This is a genomic window from Falsiroseomonas bella (assembly GCF_003173615.1).
Taxonomy (GTDB): Bacteria; Pseudomonadota; Alphaproteobacteria; order Acetobacterales; family Acetobacteraceae; genus Falsiroseomonas; species Falsiroseomonas bella.
This window is the reverse complement of sequence record NZ_QGNA01000006.1, coordinates 155,330-173,340: the sequence shown is the minus strand read 5'-3', so window position 1 is coordinate 173,340 and position 18,011 is coordinate 155,330. Positions and strand designations below refer to the sequence as shown.

The 18,011-nt window shown below is 68.6% G+C and carries 17 protein-coding genes; 3 read left to right on the top strand and 14 right to left on the bottom strand.

All coding sequences use genetic code 11. The features are described from left to right. The first annotated feature begins 18 nt into the window (after positions 1-18). Together DFH01_RS24165 and DFH01_RS24160 are read left to right on the top strand one after the other, a co-directional pair. The gene (locus DFH01_RS24165; protein ID WP_109873081.1) at positions 19-1,749 is read left to right on the top strand and encodes an ABC transporter ATP-binding protein/permease; all 1,731 of its coding nucleotides are present in this window, start codon (positions 19-21) and stop codon (positions 1,747-1,749) included. Continuing rightward, positions 1,750-2,712, top strand: coding sequence for an alpha/beta fold hydrolase (locus DFH01_RS24160; RefSeq protein ID WP_109873080.1), 963 nt, complete (start codon positions 1,750-1,752; stop codon positions 2,710-2,712). It abuts the gene before it with no gap. A gap of 91 nt (positions 2,713-2,803) precedes the next feature. On the opposite strand, the gene recQ is transcribed toward DFH01_RS24160, so the two are convergent. Both recQ and DFH01_RS24150 read right to left on the bottom strand, forming a co-directional pair. Further along, complete coding sequence (gene recQ, locus DFH01_RS24155; protein WP_233256272.1) at positions 2,804-4,636, bottom strand: DNA helicase RecQ; 1,833 nt, start codon at positions 4,634-4,636, stop codon at positions 2,804-2,806. 80 nt (positions 4,637-4,716) lie between these two features. Then, positions 4,717-5,145, bottom strand: coding sequence for an OmpA family protein (locus tag DFH01_RS24150; RefSeq protein ID WP_109873078.1), 429 nt, complete (start codon positions 5,143-5,145; stop codon positions 4,717-4,719). A 268-nt stretch (positions 5,146-5,413) separates the two neighbouring features. Between DFH01_RS24150 and DFH01_RS24145 the strand changes: the two genes are divergently transcribed. Then, on the top strand, positions 5,414-6,301 hold the full coding sequence (locus DFH01_RS24145; protein ID WP_109873077.1) for a hypothetical protein: 888 nt from the start codon (positions 5,414-5,416) through the stop codon (positions 6,299-6,301). A gap of 119 nt (positions 6,302-6,420) precedes the next feature. Here DFH01_RS24145 and phoB read toward each other — a convergent pair whose 3' ends face one another. The 12 genes from phoB to DFH01_RS24085 all read right to left on the bottom strand — a co-directional run bounded on the left by phoB (position 6,421) and on the right by DFH01_RS24085 (position 17,994). Beyond that, entirely contained in the window at positions 6,421-7,134 is a 714-nt protein-coding gene (gene phoB, locus DFH01_RS24140; RefSeq protein ID WP_109873076.1) for a phosphate regulon transcriptional regulator PhoB, read from the bottom strand. 22 nt (positions 7,135-7,156) lie between these two features. Further along, the gene (phoU, locus tag DFH01_RS24135; RefSeq protein WP_109873075.1) at positions 7,157-7,885 is read right to left on the bottom strand and encodes a phosphate signaling complex protein PhoU; all 729 of its coding nucleotides are present in this window, start codon (positions 7,883-7,885) and stop codon (positions 7,157-7,159) included. Positions 7,886-7,899: 14 nt separating this feature from the next. Continuing rightward, positions 7,900-8,748, bottom strand: coding sequence for a phosphate ABC transporter ATP-binding protein PstB (gene pstB, locus DFH01_RS24130; protein WP_408609215.1), 849 nt, complete (start codon positions 8,746-8,748; stop codon positions 7,900-7,902). A gap of 16 nt (positions 8,749-8,764) precedes the next feature. Next, positions 8,765-9,682 carry a phosphate ABC transporter permease PstA gene (pstA, locus tag DFH01_RS24125; protein WP_199231382.1) on the bottom strand — a complete coding sequence of 306 codons (918 nt, stop codon included), beginning with the start codon at positions 9,680-9,682 and terminating at the stop codon, positions 8,765-8,767. Between the two features lie 13 nt (positions 9,683-9,695). Further along, entirely contained in the window at positions 9,696-10,682 is a 987-nt protein-coding gene (pstC, locus tag DFH01_RS24120) for a phosphate ABC transporter permease subunit PstC (RefSeq protein WP_109873074.1), read from the bottom strand. 65 nt (positions 10,683-10,747) lie between these two features. After that, a complete protein-coding gene (pstS, locus tag DFH01_RS24115; RefSeq protein ID WP_233256259.1) occupies positions 10,748-11,818 on the bottom strand; it encodes a phosphate ABC transporter substrate-binding protein PstS in 1,071 nt (356 codons plus the stop codon). A gap of 170 nt (positions 11,819-11,988) precedes the next feature. Further along, the gene (locus DFH01_RS24110) at positions 11,989-12,396 is read right to left on the bottom strand and encodes an ATP-binding protein (protein ID WP_109873072.1); all 408 of its coding nucleotides are present in this window, start codon (positions 12,394-12,396) and stop codon (positions 11,989-11,991) included. A 6-nt stretch (positions 12,397-12,402) separates the two neighbouring features. After that, a complete protein-coding gene (locus tag DFH01_RS24105) occupies positions 12,403-12,744 on the bottom strand; it encodes an STAS domain-containing protein (RefSeq protein ID WP_158287889.1) in 342 nt (113 codons plus the stop codon). An 85-nt stretch (positions 12,745-12,829) separates the two neighbouring features. Further along, entirely contained in the window at positions 12,830-14,767 is a 1,938-nt protein-coding gene (locus tag DFH01_RS24100) for an elongation factor G (protein ID WP_109873070.1), read from the bottom strand. Positions 14,768-14,926: 159 nt separating this feature from the next. Beyond that, positions 14,927-15,820 carry a polysaccharide deacetylase family protein gene (locus DFH01_RS24095; RefSeq protein WP_109873069.1) on the bottom strand — a complete coding sequence of 298 codons (894 nt, stop codon included), beginning with the start codon at positions 15,818-15,820 and terminating at the stop codon, positions 14,927-14,929. Further along, positions 15,817-16,719 (bottom strand): polysaccharide deacetylase family protein, encoded by a 903-nt coding sequence (locus tag DFH01_RS24090; protein WP_109873068.1) that lies wholly within the window; start codon positions 16,717-16,719, stop codon positions 15,817-15,819. The genes DFH01_RS24095 and DFH01_RS24090 overlap by 4 nt, the downstream gene beginning before the upstream one ends. 45 nt (positions 16,720-16,764) lie before the next feature. Beyond that, positions 16,765-17,994 carry a metal-dependent hydrolase family protein gene (locus tag DFH01_RS24085; protein WP_109873067.1) on the bottom strand — a complete coding sequence of 410 codons (1,230 nt, stop codon included), beginning with the start codon at positions 17,992-17,994 and terminating at the stop codon, positions 16,765-16,767. Between the last annotated feature and the right edge of the window lie 17 nt (positions 17,995-18,011).

Genomic DNA, 18,011 nt, shown 5'->3' with positions numbered 1-18,011 from the left:
CCAATCGGAGACCGTGCCATGCGTCGCGTCGGTTCCTTCCTTGCTGATGCATGGGCACTGACCCGCCCCTACTGGACGAGTTCCGAGCGCGGGCGCGGGCTCGCCCTCCTGGCGGCCGTGGTCATCCTCAACCTGTCGCTGGTCGGCATGACCGTCGTGCTGACCTACTGGCAGCGCGCCTTCTACAACGCGCTGGAGCAGAAGGACGCCGCGACCTTCTGGTCGTTGCTGCTGCTGGGTGGCGAGGCGGACGGCACGTGGTTTCCGGGCTTCTGCGTCGTTGCCGCGGCCTACATCCTGATCGCGGTCTACCAGCTGTACCTGCGGCAGGCGCTGCAGATCCGCTGGCGGCGCTGGCTGACGGAACGCTACCTGGCGGACTGGCTCGCCGACCGCGCCTATTACCGTATCGCGCTGACCGATCCGGTGACGGACAATCCCGACCAGCGCATCGCCGACGACATCCGACTCTTCGTGGACGACACGCTCGCGCTCGGGCTCGGGCTGATGAACAGCGTGGTCACGCTGTTCTCCTTCATCTTCGTGCTGTGGTCGCTGAGCGGCCCGCTCGAGGTGCTGGGCATCTCCATCCCTGGCTACATGGTCTGGGTGGCGATCCTGTACTCTCTGCTCGGCACCTGGCTCGCGCATATGATCGGCCGGCCGCTGATCCGGCTGAATTTCCTCCAGCAGCGCGTCGAAGCCGATTTCCGCTACGCGCTGGTCCGCGTGCGCGACAACGTCGAGGGCGTCGCCCTCTACGGCGGGGAAGCCGACGAGCAGCGCGGGCTCACCACGCGCTTCCGGGCGCTGATGGAGAACTGGTGGGCGATCATGCTGGCCACCAAGCGTCTGACCTTCTTCACCGCCGGCTTCACCCAGGTTGCCAGCATCTTCCCGATCATCGTCGCGGCCCCGGCCTATTTTTCCGGCCGCATTCCGCTGGGCGGGCTGATCCAGACCTCGAGCGCCTTCGGGCAGGTGCAGGGGGCGCTCTCATGGTTCGTGGACAACTATGCACGGCTCACCGAATGGCGTGCCACGGTGGATCGGCTGACCGGCTTCCAGCGTGCCATCATGGCGGCGCGCCACGCGGAACAGGGGGTCGTGACCCGGCGCAGCGAAGAAGACGCGGTGGTCGTGGAGGGCGTCACGCTGACCCTGCCCGACGGGCGCACACTGCTGCAGGACGCCACCCTGCGCCTGGACCGGGCGGAGGCCGTGCTTGTCACCGGCGCATCCGGCAGTGGCAAGTCCACCCTGTTCCGTGCGATCGCCGGGATCTGGCCCTTCGGACGCGGCCAGGTTGCCGTGCCCGATGGCGCGCGCGCTCTTTTCCTGCCGCAGCGCCCTTACCTGCCCCTTGGTTCGCTGCGCCGCGCCGTCTGCTACCCGCTCGATGCCGCCGCGGTGCCGGAGCAGTCGGTCCGCGAGGCCCTGTCCGCGGTGAGCCTCGGGCATCTGGCGGATCGCCTGGACGAGGAGGATGCCTGGGACCGCCGGCTTTCGGGCGGGGAGCAGCAACGCCTGGCCTTCGCCCGCGTCCTGTTGGTGCGGCCCGCTTTCCTCTTCCTCGACGAGGCGACGGCGAGCCTCGACCCGGCTGCGGAGGAAGCGATGTACCGGCTCGTCCAGGACCGATTGCCCGGTACCGCCATCCTGTCCATCGCGCATCGTCCGGGCGTCGCAAAGTTCCATGGTCGTCGGCTGAACATGGCCGAAGGCAGGCTGAGCCCGGTGACCATCTGAATGGTGCGTCGCGTCGCCCGCTACATCATCATCGCGCTTCTGGCCGTAGCGGCTGGAGTCTGCGCCTGGGCGTGGACGCCCGATCTGCCGCGCGCCGGGCTGGAATCCCGCTATGCCTCCCCGCCGAGCCGCTTCGTCGAGGTCGAAGGCGTCCGGCTGCATCTGCGCGACACGGGTCCGCGAGCCGATGCACCATCGGATGGCGGCCAGAGCCGAACCGCGGTGCTGTTGCTGCACGGCTTCGGGTCGTCGCTGCACACCTGGGAGGACTGGGCCGGCCACCTTCAGGACTCGCGCCGCGTCGTTCGGCTGGACCTCCCCGGCTTCGGCCTCACTGGCCCGGATCCGAGTGCGGACTACTCCGACGCCCGTGCGGTTGTGATCCTCACGGCGCTCCTGGATCGCCTCGGGCTCGCCCAGGCGGATGTGATCGGGAGTTCAATGGGCGGGCGCATTGCTTGGCGCTTCGCGGCGGAGAGGCCGGAACGGGTCCGCCGCCTGGTCCTGATGGCGCCCGACGGCTTCGCAAGCGAGGGCCGGCCCTACGGCGAGGCGGCCGAACTGCCGCTCGCCATGCGGCTCCTGCCCTACACGCTTCCGATGCCGCTGCTGCGGCCAGGGCTGGCGGCGGCTTACGCCGATCCCGCGGCTCTGCGCGAGGACGTCCTGCAGCGCTACCGCGATATGCTGTTGGCGCCCGGCGTCCGAACAGCGATCCTCGACCGCGTCCGAACAGCCATCCTGGAGCGGCCTGAGCCCTTCCTGCACCGCATCGCCGTGCCGGTGTTGCTGCTGTGGGGGGAACAGGACCGCATGGTGCCTGCCGCACATGCGGCCGACTACGCGCGCGATTTGCCGGACAGCCGCACCGTGGTCCTCCCAGGGATCGGTCACGTGCCGATGGAAGAGCGCCCGCAGGAGGCGCTGGCCGCGCTGGTGAGCTTCCTTGACGGTGAACGCTGACGAGCGCTCTGGCTCGGAAATCGGGCGCGACCAGGGTCTGATCCAAATAGGTTGTTGTTCTGAACGAGATATTCTACTTTAGGTTGATATTTCACTGCTCGGTCAGCAGCCCGAGCACGGCAGCACCGTAGCGCTCGAGCTTGGTTCGCCCGACGCCCGGAATGGCGCCGAGCTGGTCGAGGCTTCGCGGTCGCGCGGCCGCAATCTCGGCCAGAGTCCTGTCCTGGAAGATGACATAGGCCGGCACGGACTGGGCCTGCGCCTCCGCGCGCCGCCAGTCGCGCAGCCTCTCGAAAAGCGGGTCACCCGACGCCGGCACGCCCACGCGGTCGGATCTTTGCGGGCCGGTCGGCCGGGCGATCTCAGCGCGCAGCATGATCTTCTGCTCCCCGCGCAGGATCGGACGGGCCGCTTCGGTCGGTACCAATTCGCCATGGTTCTCCACGGCCACGTCCAGCGCTCCGTGCGCGACGAGCTGGCGGGCGACGCCACGCCAGGCGGCATCGGAGAGATCTTTCCCGACCCCGAAGGTCGGCAGCCGGTCATGCGCGAATTGCGCCACCTTCTCGGTCAGACGGCCGCGCAGGACGTCCACGACATGCGCCACGCCGAATCGGCGGCCGGTGCGCAGCACAGCCGACAGCAGCTTCTGCGCGGCGACCGTTCCATCGAAAAGGCTCGGCGGAGCGAGGCAGACGTCGCAATTGCCACATGGAACCGCGACGCCGTTCGCGTCCGACGGTGGTTCCTCGCCGAAGCAGCGCAGCAGCAGGGCGCGCCGGCAGGTTGCCGCCTCGGCGATGGCCACCATCGCCTCCAGCCGCTGACGCTCGATCCGCTTCTGCTCCGGGGCGGCCGGACTCTCCTCCACCCGGTGACGCGCCAACGCGATGTCGCCGGCCCCGTAGAGCAGCAAGGCGCGCGCGGGCAGGCCGTCGCGGCCCGCGCGCCCGATCTCCTGGTACCAGCTCTCCGGGCTCCGGGGGAGGTCCAGATGAACCACCCAGCGCACGTCAGGACGGTCGATTCCCATCCCGAAGGCGATGGTGGCGCACATGATCACGGAGTCGCCACGCGAGAAGCGGCGGTGGGCGTCCCGCTTGGCGCCGGCATCCATGCCCGCGTGGAAGGCCAGCGCATCCTGGCCATCCGCGCGCAACCACTCAGCGGTCTGTTCGGTACGCGCCCGGCTGCCGCAATAGACGATTCCGGCACCGGCCTGGCCGGCCGTCTCGCGGAGCAAGGTGCGGAGTTGCGCCCGCTCCTGCTCCCGCGGGCGTGCCTCGATCCGGATGTTGGGTCGATCGAAGCCGCCGCGGAACACCGGGTCTTCGGCAAGGCCAAGCTGCGCACGGATGTCCTCGACGGTGCGCGGATCCGCGGTGGCGGTGAGCGCGAGGCGTGGCGTGCGGGGAAAGCGCGCCGACAGCACACCGAGCCCTCGGTACTCGGGCCGGAAGTGATGACCCCACTGGGAGACGCAATGCGCCTCGTCCACGGCGAACATGGCGATCGGCAGCATGTCGAGGCGCGACAGCATGCCTTCAAGCGTCAGGCGCTCAGGCGAGACGTAGAGCAGCTTCAAGGCGCCCTCATGAAGGTCGCCGAGGATCCGGCGCGCCTCGCCCTCAGGAAGGTCCGAATGCAGCGCAGCCGCGGCGACGCCCTGCTGGCGCAGCGCCGCGACCTGGTCCTCCATCAATGCGATCAGCGGCGAGACGACGACGCCGACACCGGGCCGGCATAGCGCCGGCACCTGGTAGCAGAGCGACTTGCCGCCCCCCGTCGGCATGAGCACGAGGCCCGACCCGCCGGCCACGACGTGCCGGACCACCTCCTCCTGCCTGCCACGGAAGCCGTCATGGCCGAAGACGCGTTGGAGAACGTGGTCGGGATCACCAGCGAATCGGCCGTCATAAGGCATGTCATCCGATGCCATGCCTGCAGCGATCCGTCAGCCGGGCATCAGCGGTGAAGCGCGCTTCGGCCCGGGCCCGCGCGTCCTCAGTTCGGACCGATGTGGATCTCGACCCGCCGCGCCTCCAGGCGCGCATCGGCAACTTCAGCCGTACCACGCCCGCGAACCTGGATGCGGTCGCGCGCCACGCCCAGACTCGCCAGTTCCGCCGCGACGCGGTCGGCCCGCACGCGCGAGAGCCGGAGGGCCTGAACGACCGTCGGCGCGTTGAGCGGATCCGGCGCGATGAAGCCCAGGACACGCACAGGCGCATCAGGGAAGCGCCGCGCCACCTGCGCCGCATCCTGGATGACGTTCGCTGCCGTCGGGCTGATCTCGACGCTGTCTTCCTCGAAGAAGACGACGCGCACCGGTTGCTGCGCCAGATTGCCGTCGGGGGCGCCGGGTTGGGCACAGGCCGCCAGCAGGGCAGGCGAGAGGGCGGCGATCGCGGCGAGGGCGGCGCGGCGGCGCATGGGCGTTGGCTCCGGATAGCGTGAGGAGATACCTCGCCCACCCGGGCCAGGGACGTCAATCCGGGACGCGGCGACGGTGCGTTAACCTCTGTCCCGGCATGGTGAGACTGTGTCGAACGCCGCGATCTCCCCCGATCCCAGTGCCTTCATGCCGCCAGCACCGGCAAACAGGCTGCCGGACCCGCAAAGGTTCGACCCGGTCCGGTTCCCCGGCGTTGCGGAGGGAGAAAGCTGGCCCCCCGCTCGATTCGAGTTCGAGGCGCCCTGGATGCGCGAGCCCGGCCTCGCCTTCGAACGTGACGCCGGCGGCGGCATCGGGGTGATCCGCTCCTTCGCCCATCTCCGCCTGGTCGTGGACATCGAAAGCGCCCACCGGATGTTCGACATCGCGGCTGGCACGCGCGATTTCCGGCTGCTGCGACTCGTTCCCGCCGCCCTGCGCTGCGTCGAGCGCATCGAGCCCGGCGATCCGATGCCCGGCTTCCTGCTGGACGATGACCCGGAACTGCCGGAAGAACACCACCTCTATGCCGCGACCAGCGCCCTGGTCGAACGACTGGCGGCCACGGCTGGCGAGGAGGGGCAGGCGCTGGCCGAAGCGATGCGCCGCATTCCGCCCGGCCCGACGATGTTCGAATCCGCGGTGGCGCATTGCATCACGCAGGGCGGGTTCGCCATGGGCACCATGGCGCCGCTTGCCCGCCGGCTGCAGAAGCTTGCCAATGCCCACGCCAGAGTGCTCGCCGCCGCAGCGGGACAGCCGGACTACGCATCCATGGAGAAGATGCTGCGTCGCACGCGGGAATCGCTTGGCGCCGACCGCCGATGGGCCGGCGACCTCCTCACGCGCGCCCTGGACGCGCTGGTGCCTCAGATTGCCCGACCTCGCAGGACGGCAGAGACCATCCTGGCGCAGGGCGTGGCGGCCATGCGGCGCCCGCTGCCGCTCGAGGCGCCGACGCGGTTGATCCGGGAGCAGGAACGCTACCGGGAGAGGCTGCTGGACCTCTCCGTGTTCTGGCGGCGGCTCGCGACAGCCTGGCTGGCGGTGGACCCGGATACGACGGACCGGCGCGAGATCGAGGCGCTCGCTCGCAACGCGCTTCGGCGCCTGGCGCTTGTGCCGCTCTACCGGATCGAGGAGCCGGAAGCCTGATCTCGCGACCGGCCGCCATGTGGCTGTGACAGCGGAAGACGGTGAAAGGCGGGAGAAGACGCGGGCCTGCACGTCCCCCGCCTGCCGCCCCGGCAGGCAGCACCGGCCCGATACGTGGCCTACTGCTCGACGTCCAAGGCGTAGCCCGCAGAGCGCACCGTCCGGATGATGTCCGGCTCGCCATCGCCATTCACCGCCTTCCGCAGCCGGCGGATGTGCACGTCGACGGTCCGCGGTTCGACATGAATGTCGCGGCCCCAGACCGCATCGAGCAATTGTTCACGCGAAAAGACCCGGCCGGGGTTCTGGAGAAAGAACTCCAGCAGCCGATACTCCGTCGGGCCAAGATGCAGCGCGCGGCCGTCGCGCGTCACCCGGTGGGCATCCTGGTCCATCACCAGGTCCTGCCACACCAGCCGGCCCTTCACCGGCACCGCGCCCGACCGGCGCAGCAGGGCGCGAATCCGGGCAAGAAGCGCCTCCATGGCGAAGGGCTTCGCGATGTAATCGTCCGCGCCGGTGTCGAGCGCACGCACCGCGTCCTGATCCTCGGTGCGGGCGGTGACCATGATGATCGGAAGGTCCCGCGTGGCGGGACGCCTGCGGATCTGCCGGCATACCTCCAGGCCCGACAAGGCAGGCAACATCCAGTCGAGCAGAATCAGGTCCGGCCGGGACTCCGCCACCCGTAGCAGGGCCTCCTGGCCATCGGCCGCCTCCTCGACGCGGAACCCCTGCTTTTCGAGGTTGTACCGCAGCAGGGTAAGCAGCGGCGCTTCGTCCTCGACGACGAGGATCGTGGGCTTGGCGAGGTTGCTGGTCGCTTGCGGCATGCCTTGACCCCTCGTCCTCGTCTCAGCCCTGCTCGGGCGGGCGGACCACGGCATAGGCCGAAGCATCCGCCTTCGGGCGCTCCTCGGGCAGCGAGGCGCCCCGGACGGCGAAGTGCACCGTCTCGGCGATGTTCGTCGCGTGATCGCCGATGCGCTCAAGGTTCTTCGCGATGAACAGCATGTGGATTGCCGCGGTGATGTTCCGCGGGTCCTCCATCATGTGCGTCAGCAGTTCACGGAAGATGCCGTTGTAGACATTGTCGATCGGCTCATCGGCGGCCCACACGCGGCTGGCCGCGTCGGCGTCCTCGTTGACGAGCGCGTCGATCGCGAGCTTCAGGTTTTCCTGCACGAGCACCGACATGCGCTGAAAGCCGTTGAGGCTGCCCAGGCTCGGCTGCTGCGCCAGCACGATGGCGCGACGCGCAGCGTTCCGTGCGTAGTCTCCCACGCGCTCCAGATCGTGGCTGACCTTCATCGCCGCGACGATGAAGCGCAGGTCCGCCGCCATCGGCTGCCGCAGCGCAAGCAGGCGCACCACGAAGGTGTCGATCTCGCGCTCCAGCTGGTCCAGCACGTTGTCGCGCGAGGCCACCTGGTCCGCCAGAACCGCATCGCGTCGCAGCAGCGCTTGTGTCGCGTCGTGAACCTGGCGTTCCGCGAAGCCGCCCATCCGAGCAACCATGTCGCGCAGCTTGCGGAGCTCCTCCTCGTAGGAGCGGACGATATGCTCGGGTTGATCGCTCGCCATCGCTGACCTGTCCCTCAGCCGAACCGGCCGGTGATGTATTCCTGGGTGCGCTTCTCGCGCGGTGCGGTGAACATCTGTGCCGCCGGCGCCACCTCGACGAGCTCGCCGAGGTAGAAGAAGGCGACCTGGTCGGCGCAGCGCGCGGCCTGCTGCATGTTGTGGGTCACGATGCAGATCGTGAAGTCGCGCTTCAGCTCGTCAATCAGCTCCTCGATCTTGAGGGTGCTGATCGGATCGAGGGCCGAGGTGGGCTCGTCGAACAGGATGACTTCCGGCCGGACGGCGATGGTGCGCGCGATGCAGAGACGCTGTTGCTGCCCGCCCGAAAGGCCGAGCGCCGAGGTGTGGAGCCGGTCCTTCACCTCACCCCAGATAGCCGCACGCGACAGCGCCCACTCGACACGCTCGTCCATCTCCGACTTCGAGAGCTTCTCGTGCAGGCGCACGCCGAAAGCGATGTTGTCGTGGATCGTCATTGGGAACGGGGTGGGCTTCTGGAAGACCATCCCGACCTTCGCGCGGAGTTCGTTCAAGTCGACGTCGGCATCGAGCATGTTGCGCCCGTCCATGATCACCTCGCCGACGGCGCGCTGGCCGGGGTAGAGGCTGTACATGCGGTTCAGCACCCGGAGCAGCGTGGACTTGCCGCAGCCCGACGGGCCGATCATGCCCGTCACCTGTCGGTCCGGCAGCTCGAGGTTGATGCCCTTCAGCGCCTTGGTGTCGCCCGAGCCGTAGAAGAAGTCGAGGTTGCGCACCGAGATTCGCGAGGTTGCGTTGATCGCCACCGTGGACCGCGCCTGAACGCCGCCGAAGGATGCGCCCTCGCTCGTTGTCCCGGCCTGCTGCTCGGTCATCGACATGGTTCGGTGCCCCCGGTCAGATCTTCGAGCGCAGCAGGACGCGCGCCATGATGTTGATGGCCAGCACCCCGACCGTGATCAGCAGTGCGCCGGACCAGGCGATTGCGATCAGATCGGGGAAGCCGGAATTCGCCTGCTGGTAGATCGCGATCGGCAGGCTCGCCATCGCCTTCGACAGGTCGAAGCTGGTGATGTTGTTGCCGAAGGAGGTCAGCAGGAGCGGCGCCGTCTCGCCCGCGATGCGCGCCACCGCCAGCAGAATTCCGGTGACGATGCCCGACAACGCCGCCTTGTAGCAGACCAGGGTGATCATCTTCCACTTCGGCGCGCCGAGGCCGATCACAGCCTCACGCAGGGTGTTCGGGATCAGCTGCAGCATGTCCTCCGTCGTGCGGACAACGACCGGGATGACGATGATGGCCAGCGCAAGAGCGCCGGCGATCCCGGAGAATCCGCCCATGGGAAGGACGACGAGCTGGTAGATGAACAGGCCGATCAGGATCGAGGGCGCCGAGAGCAGGATGTCCGAGACGAAGCGCACCGCGTTGCCCATCATCGAGTTCCGCGCGTATTCGGCCAGGTAGGTCCCGACGAGCAACCCGATCGGCGTACCGATCGCGGTTCCGATCGCAACCTGCAAGATGCTGCCCAGGATTGCATGGATCAGGCCGCCTTTCGGAAGGCTGTCGTCGCCGTAGCGGGTCGGCCGGAATTCGGTCGTGAAGATCGTGAGGTCCATCGCCGCCAGGCCGCGCCAAAGCAGCGTGACCATGATGGAGGCGAGGAAGAACAGACCGACGGCCGTGGCGCCGATGCACAGCCAGCGGACCAGGTTGTCCTTGAACTTCCGGCGGCGGCCGAGCGCCCGCGCCGTGACCATGTCCTTGGCCGGGGCGCTCTGGATCCGGCCGGTGCCCAGGGTGGTGCTGCTCATCGCGCCGCCGCTCCTACTTCAGCCGGGACCGCAGCAGCCAGCGGGACGCCGCCAGCACCACGAAGGAGATCACGAAGAGCAGGAAGCCGAGGGCGAAGAGCGCCGATTGCTTGAGGCTGCCCGCCAGGCTTTCCGGGAACTCCATCGCGACGACCGACGCGATGGTGGTCGAGGCATCGAAGATCGAGGCCGGCATGCGATTGGCGTTGCCGATCACGAAGGTGACGGCCATCGTCTCGCCGAGGGCGCGCCCCAGGCCAAGCATGATGCCGCCAACGACTGAGATCCTCGTGTAGGGGATCACGACGCCGGAGACCACTTCCCAGCGCGTCGCACCCACGCCGTAAGCACTCTCCTTGTAGACGGGGGGCACCTGCTCGAAGACGTCGCGCATGGTCGCCGCGATGAAGGGCAGGATCATGATCGCCAGCACGAGCGACGCGGTGAACAGGCTGGTGCCGGCAAAGTTGGTCGTCTCGAAGATGAAACCGATCAGCGGCAGCGCGGCCAGCGCCTCGCCGAAGGTCAGCTGGATGTTCATCTGGACGAAGGGCACGACGACGAAGAGGCCCCACATGCCGTAGATGATGGAGGGCACCGCGGCCAGCAGCTCGATCGCGGTGCCGACCGGCCGCTTGAGCCAGGAGGGAGCGAGCTCGGTCAGATAGAAGGCGATTCCGAAGGCGATGGGCACAGCGAAGACGATCGCGAGTATCGCGCTGACGATCGTGCCGAAGATGGCGACCGCGCCGCCATAGGCCTCACGATGGTCCTCGACGGGGTTCCACTCGGTGGACCAGATGAAGGGGAGGCCGTAGCGCTCGAAGGCGGGCAGCGCGCCGATGAAGAGCGTGACGATGATTGCGCCGAGGGTGAGGAGCACCAGGATGCCCGCGCCCCTGCAGAGCCATTCGAACAGCTTGTCGCCGAAGCTGCTCGCCTTGCGCCGTTCGCCGGTCGGAAGGGAGGGGGCGGCGCTGGCCGCGAGGGTCTGCTGCAAGGCCGGGATCCTGGACCTTGGGGAGGCGGGGCGGAGGCGCGCCTGGCGGCGCGCCTCCGTGTCGGTCAGCCGGAAATCGGCCAGAGGCGCTCGCCGTTCGGGCCACGCACCTGCTCCGCCCAGGCAGCGCGGATGGCGTCGTGCACCGACGACGGAAGCGGGATGTACTCCAGGCTGGTAGCCGCCTGGGCGCCGCTACGGAAGGCCCAGTCGAAGAAGCGCATCGAGTTGCGGCTTCCCGCGACCCGGTCAGCCACGGGGTTGGTCGGCAGCAGGATGAAGGTCGGCGTGACGATCGGCCAGACATTCTCGCCGTTCAGGTCGATCAGGTCGGCCGCGAAGCCGGGGCGCGACCAGTCGGCCTGGGCGGCCGCAGCCTGGAAGGTCTCCATCACCGGGCGGACGAAGCGGCCCGACTTGTTGCGCAGCTGCGTGGTGATCAGGCGGTTCACCGTCGCATAGGCGTTCTCGGTGTAGCCGATCGCGCCCGGCGTGTTGCGGACCGCGTTCGCGACGCCCTCATTGCCACGAGCGCCATTGCCGACGGGCCAGCGCACCGATGTGCCTGCGCCCGGGCCCTGCTGCCACTCGGTCGAGACGCGCGAGAGATAGGTGGTGAAGGTGAAGGTCGTGCCAGAGGCGTCCGCCCGGTAGGCGATGCTGATCGGCAGGTTCGGGATGCGGATGTCGCGGTTGGTCTCGGCGATCCGGGTGTCGTTCCAGCGCGTGATCTTGCCGAGGAAGATGTCCGTGACGAGTTCCGGCGTCAGCCGCAGCGCGTTGTCCTGAACACCCGGCAGGTTCACGATCAGCACGACCGAGCCCATCACGGTCGGGAACTGCAGCAGGTTGCGCTCGCGCAGCTGCTCGGCCGGGAGCGGCGCGTCCGAGGCGCCGAAATCCACTGTCCGGTTGGTGATCTGGTTGATGCCGCCGCCGGAGCCGATGGACTGGTAGTTCAGCTGGATCCCGGCCGCCTCGCGCGCCTGGGTGCCCCAGCGTTCATAGACCGGACGCGGGAAGGAAGCGCCCGCGCCCGTGATCGTCACCTGCTGGGCCACGGCCTCGCGCATGCCGAGTGCCATCGGAGCGGCCAGCGCCGCGCCAGTACCGAGCAGAAGGGTCCGCCTGTTCACTGCATGAATCTCCGGTCTGTGCATGGACCCCCGGTGTCGCGGGCGGCCCTTCGGACGCCCGGGTTCTAGGCGGGCAGGAAGACCCACCGATTGCACTTTTGTGAAGCTTCGATGACGTCTAGCTCGACAACCTGCGTATGTTGTCCGCACCGGCGGCAATGAAATGCCGCCTAGCTGTCCGATACGAAGAATTCCGTTTGGTTCCAGCCTTCGGCCAGCCTGCTGTAGCCGCGGATCTCGGCCATCTTCCTGACGAGCGAGAGGCCGAGCCCGCCGACCCGGTCATCGTCCAGAGACGGAGGGGAACGGGGGTCAGCTGTCGCACGCGGATCGAACGGCGCCGCGGTATCTTCGAGCCGAAGCTGAACCCCCGCTCCGTCCCACCGCAGCCGTGCCCGCGCCAGCCGATCCGCGTCGAATCGGCCATGCAACTGCAGATTGGCGATCATCTCGTCCAGGATGAGGCGCACCTTGTAGCGCACCCGCTCGGACGCCCCGCCCTGCTCGAGGAAAGCTTCGATGCGTGCCTGCGCTGCCTCGAGCCCTTCGGGCTCGAGCGGTATGTCCAGCGTCAGCACGGAAGCTCAGGCACCGAGACGCGCGACGGCCTGCTCTTCCGTGTCCACCAGGGGCAGCACTTCGTCGAGCGCCATGGCGGACAGCACCTCCCGCACCATCGGCTGCGCCCCGAACAGCACGACCTTGCCGCCGCGCCGCGTCACCACGCGCGCAGCGGACAACAACAGGCGGATGCCGAGGGACGAGAGGAACTCGAGACCGGTCAGGTCGAGCACGGCATTCCGGCCGGTGGCGGCGACGGCGGCCGTCAGCGGGGTCTCCACATTGCCGACCGTCACGGAGTCCAGCCGACCGACGAGCACGACCTTGTTCGCCGTCGGGCCCAGTTCCACGAGTTCGAACCGCACCGGCCATCCTCCGCTATGCCTCTGCAGACCTTAAACACAGGTCTGCAATCCTAGAATGACGTTTACATTGACGAACGGTGGCACATCAACCCTGCCGTAACCGGCCCTCTGCCAGATGGTCGAACCGATGTCGGAAGGTGCCAAGGCCAAGGGTCTGCCCGCGCAGCTCCAGGATCAGGTCGTGCAGTTCGGCCGCCGGTACCATCGCCTCCACCTGGTCCCAGCCCGGGCGGTCGGGCACCTCCGCATAGCCCAGGATCTGCCCGCGGCGTCCGCTCAACAGGCGCTGCGCGGCGGGGGTAAAGGCGGCGGGCACGAGCGCCGTCACATGCTCCACCGGTTCAAGAACGACCGGATCGGCCTTCGCCAGGGCTTCCTGCACCGCCATGCGGGTGGCCGTTGCGAAGGCCATGTCCGAACTGTCCACGCTGTGGAAGCCGCCATCCACGAGCGTGACCTCGATATCGACGACCGGGTTGCCAAGCGGTCCCTTCCTCGCCGCTTCCTCGGCGGCCTCGCCGCAGGCGGGGATGAACTTGCGCGGGATCGCCCCGCCGACGATCCGGTCCACGAAGCTGAAGCCGGCGCCGCGTGGCCGGGGCGCGACCTCGATCGTCACGTCGGCGAACTGTCCATGTCCCCCCGTCTGGCGCTTCAGCCGCGCGTGCTGGCGGACCTCGCGCCGGATGGTCTCCCGGAACGGAACCTGCGGACGGTGGGTCTCCAGGCGGATGGCCGTGGAGAGTCTCTCGATGGCCGCGCGGAGATGCTGCTCTCCCTGTCCGCGCAGCACCGTCTCGCCGGTTTCCGCGACCTGGTCGACGGTCAGCGAGGGGTCTTCCTCGACCAGCTTCGCAAGGGCGGCCGCGAGCTTCACCTCGTCCTTCCGGTCAATGGGCTCGATTGCCAGCGCGTAGGTGGGTGCGGGCGGCGACGGGAAGGCAATGGCCTCGCCACCGAGCGTGTCCCCCGTCGCCACAGCCTCGAGGCGGCCGAGCGCGACGACTTCGCCGGCGACGGCTTCCGCCGTCTTGGTCGCTTCACCACCCGGGAAGCGCCAGATACCGCCGACCCGCTGCCCGCCGAGGCTGCCGCCGTCTCGGAGCGAGCCTCGCCAGAGCCGCACATAGGACAGCCGACCGGCATGACCGGCCTGCACGGTGCGGAACACCTGCGCCAATGCGTCGCCCGCAGCTTCGACGCCGTGACGCGCCGCGGTTTCGACGACATCCGGCGCGTCGTGCCGCATGGCCTTCCAGAGGCGACGCACGCCGGCTGCGTGCTCCGCCGCGCCCAGAAGCACGGCGTCCGCCCGGCCGGCGGCTTCCTCGGCGTGCAGAGGGCGATACAGGGCCACGGCGTCCGGCGTGCGGTCCTCGACGATGGCCTCCAGCAGGGAATCGTCGGCATCGGCGAGCGCCTCAGCAAGAGCGGCGCGCGCTTCCGCTTCGCGCCCGCGCATCGCCTCCGGAAACGGAGCTGGTTCCGAAGCCGCGCCGTCGCGCCAGCGCCAGGCACGCTCCGTGATGAGGTCGACATAGCCGACGATGCGCTCGCCTTCGCGCCACGGGACCTGGCGCAACAGCAGGCGCCGGCGCGCATGCTCCTGCAGCGCGGCCACGCTGTCACGTATGGGGCCGCCCAGGGCGTCGAGCTTGTTCACGAAGACAAGCGCGGGAATGCCGGCCTCCTCGACCATGCGCAACGAAGGCGCGGCCATGGCGGCGCGGGCCGGATCGGCCTCGACAACGATGACGGCGATGTCCGCGACTGCCAGGGCGCAGGCCGAGATATGCCCGAGTTCGATCGAGCCGGGGCAATCCAGCAATGTCCAGACATCGCCGAGGAAGCTGGTCTGCGCGACGCGCATCTCCGTGCCAGGGACGTGGGCGCGCCCGTTCGTCGCACGGCGTGTCGCCTGCCCGGCTGCCGCGAGCATGGCATCGAACAAGGCGGACTTGCCACTGCCGTAGGGGCCGATCAGCGCGGCACAGCGCGGGCCATGCTTCGAGATGTCGGACATGTTGCGCCTTCCTCCGTGGCCGATCCGAGATCGGCCTTCGTTCTTGGGCGGCATCCCCGGTCGGGCCAGGGACCCGTGCAGGAACGATACCGCAGACGCGTGCGCCCGCCAGAAAAAAGCGACGCGCGCCGGCAGCGCCGGAGGATGTGCCGCAGGGCTCTACGGTGGCTGCAGCGCCTCGCGCGCGTGCTGCGCCAGCTCTCCGGCGGTGGAAACGTGGACCGCCTCGCGCGCCGCCAGATCTTGCAGGCACTCTCGCAGGTATCGGATGCGGTGCGGCGCGCCGAGCATCCAGGGATGCACGCCGATCCCGAGCACCCGCCCTCCGCGCGGTTCGCTCAGCAGCCGATCCAGGGGGTCGCGGACCAGGTCAGGCCATCGCCAAACCGGCACGCGACGCAGCCAGAGCGTCTGCACATCGTCCCATTCGCCAGGCGGCGGCAGCGCAAGCAGACCCGATGCGTGCAGATAGGGCTCGTCGTCATTCGGCCAGTCCAGTGAAAAGGCGAAGCCCTCCTCCGCCAGCAGCCGCGTGGTGTGAGGCGTCGCGCCATGATCCTGGCCGAGCCAGCCCGTCGCACCCGGCCAGAGGCGCGCAAGACCGTCACGTGCCGCCGTGATGCAGGCCCGCTCCTCTGGCTCGCTCGCTCGCGAGGTCATCATGCGGCTGGCGGAGATTCCGTGCACGACCGGCTCATGGCCCCGCGCCGCGCAGGCGGCGATCAGCTCCGGGTGACGCTCGGCGGCGAGAAGATTGACGGCAACGCTGGCGGGCATGCCAAGCGAGTCCAGCAGATCCAGGATGCGCCAGGCACCGATGCGATTGCCGTACTCGCGATAGGAATAGGTGTGCCAGTCAGGCGTGCCCGTGAAGAATGCGCCCCGGAAGCGCGGATCCCGATGGGCACCGTCCGGCGGCACGATCTCGGTATGCTCGAGATGAAGGAGGACATAGACTGCAACGCGCCTGCCGCCGGGCCAGCGGAAGTCACGCCTCGCATGTTGCGGCAGGAAGGAATGAATCGCGTGGTCGGAGCCGCGCGGCGGGATCATCGGGCAGCCGCGGCGACCGCCGCATCGTAATGCCTTGTGAGATACCAATCCGCTATTTCCGCGCCCGTGGCGAACCAGACATCGTCATGCCGGCGGATATGGGCCAGGAGTTGGTCGAGGAAGCGGATCCGGTGTGGCCGCCCGATGATGTAGGGGTGCAGCGCGATGCACATCACGCGCGGCTGCGATTCGCCTTCGGAATAGAGCGTGTCGAACATGTCGCGCGCGGCCGTGGCGAACTCCTCACCCTCGGCCGCGCCCGCGGCGATCATCACCGCGTCGTTCAGATCCATCTGGTACGGCAGCGAGATCAGGCGCCCCTGGCGCACGCGGAGCGGCGTCGGCTGGTCGTCGTGATAGAAGTCGCAGATGTAGGAGATGCCAGCCTCGGCCACGAGGTCGGGGGTATGCAGCGTGTTCGAGCCGGCGGGCGAGAACCAGCCCCGCAACTGCCGCCCCGTCAGCCGACGCCACGCTTCGACACTGGCGCCGATCTCGGCGCGCTCCGTCGCCTCGTCCAGGCCCCAGTGGTAGCGCGTGTTGTAGAGGCCGTGGCTGAAGACGTCCCAGTCGCGGGCCAGGATGGCGTCCAGGACCTCAGGGAACATGTCCCCGACCGCCATGCTGAGCGAAACGGTGCCGCGGATGCCGTGCGCATCCAGAACCTCCATCACGCGCCAGACGCCTGCGCGGTTGCCGTAATCCTTCAGCCCGTAGGAGAGGATGTCCGGATGCGGCGTGCGCGGCCAGGGATCGCGCTCGCGGATCAGCGCCGGCTCAAACTCGTAATGCTCGATGTTCGGGCACACCCACACGGCGAGCCGCGCGCCGCCCGGCCAGTCCAGGCGCGGGCGCAGCGGCAGGGGCGCGTGCAGCAGCCGGTCCTCGGGCTTGATCACGGGTGCTGGGGCCCTCCCCTGCCGCAGGCCAACACCGTGTCGCTGCTACTGCGATTCCTTCACGAAGCGCCCATCGAGCATGATGGCGCTCAGGTGCCTGCCCTGTCCTGTCAGCAGCGACAGATCCTTCAGCGGGTCGCCCTCCACGACGATCAGATCGGCAAAGGCGCCGGGTGCGACGACACCGATCTGCCCCTCCATCCGCAGAAGCTTCGCCGCGTGCATGGTCGTGCTGCGGATCACCTCGATCGCCGGCAGGACCCGCCCGCGGATGACGAATTCCTCAGATTGATGGCGATGCATCTCGCCGAGCAGGTCCGTCCCGAACGCCATGGTGAGGCCTGCGCGACGCATCTTCTCAAGGCTCTCGAGTCCGGCGAGGCGCACGGTGTCGATCTTCGCGACGCTCTCCGGCGGCAGACCGAGGGAAGCCCCTTCATCCTTCAGCGCCTGGTAGGTGACGAGCGTCGGACAGGCGATGGCACCGGCCTCGGCCGCCTTGCGGGCCGTGGATTCCTCGATGAGGTTGCAATGCTCCAGGCTGCGCACGCCGCACTCGACAGCGCGTGAAATCGCTTCGTCGGTATAGAGATGCGCAGCGACATAGGTCTGCGCCATCTGCGCCTCCTCGACGGCGGCGCGGATCTCATCCTTGGAGTAGCCGAGGAAGGCGATCGGGTCGGTCGGCGAGGCGACGCCGCCATTGGCCATGATCTTGATGTAGTCCGCGCCGGCCTTGATTTCCTCGCGGCAGGCTCGGCGGACAGCATCCACACCGTCGGCGAGCCGACCCAGCGCGCCGAGACGCTGCTCGAGCCAGTAGCTGTCGCGATTGTCCCAGCGCCCGCGGCCGTCGCTGTGACCGCCTGTCGCCGAGATCGCCTTGCCGCACAGCACCATGCGGGGCGCGTCGAAATGGCCTTCGTCCCGCGCGGCACGCAAGCCCTGTGTCGCGCCGCCGAGGTCGCGCACGGTTGTGAAGCCGCGCATCAGCATGCCGCGCATGATCTTCGCCGCGCGGAAGGCGACGAGCGCATCGGGCAGCAATGCGTGCCGCGCCAGGTTCACCTCCGACGCGATGACATGCACATGCGCGTCAATGAGCCCGGGCATCAGCGTGCGCCCGCGCAGGTCCAGCCGGCGAGCGGAGGCCGTGGAGATCCGCTTGTCGGACACCTCCTTGATGCGCCCGTCCTCGACCAGGACATGGCCCTCCACCGCGTCCTCGGCGGTGCCGTCCAGGACCCGGGCGTTCTCGAACAGCGTGGCGGACATCGGCTTGCTCCTTCGCT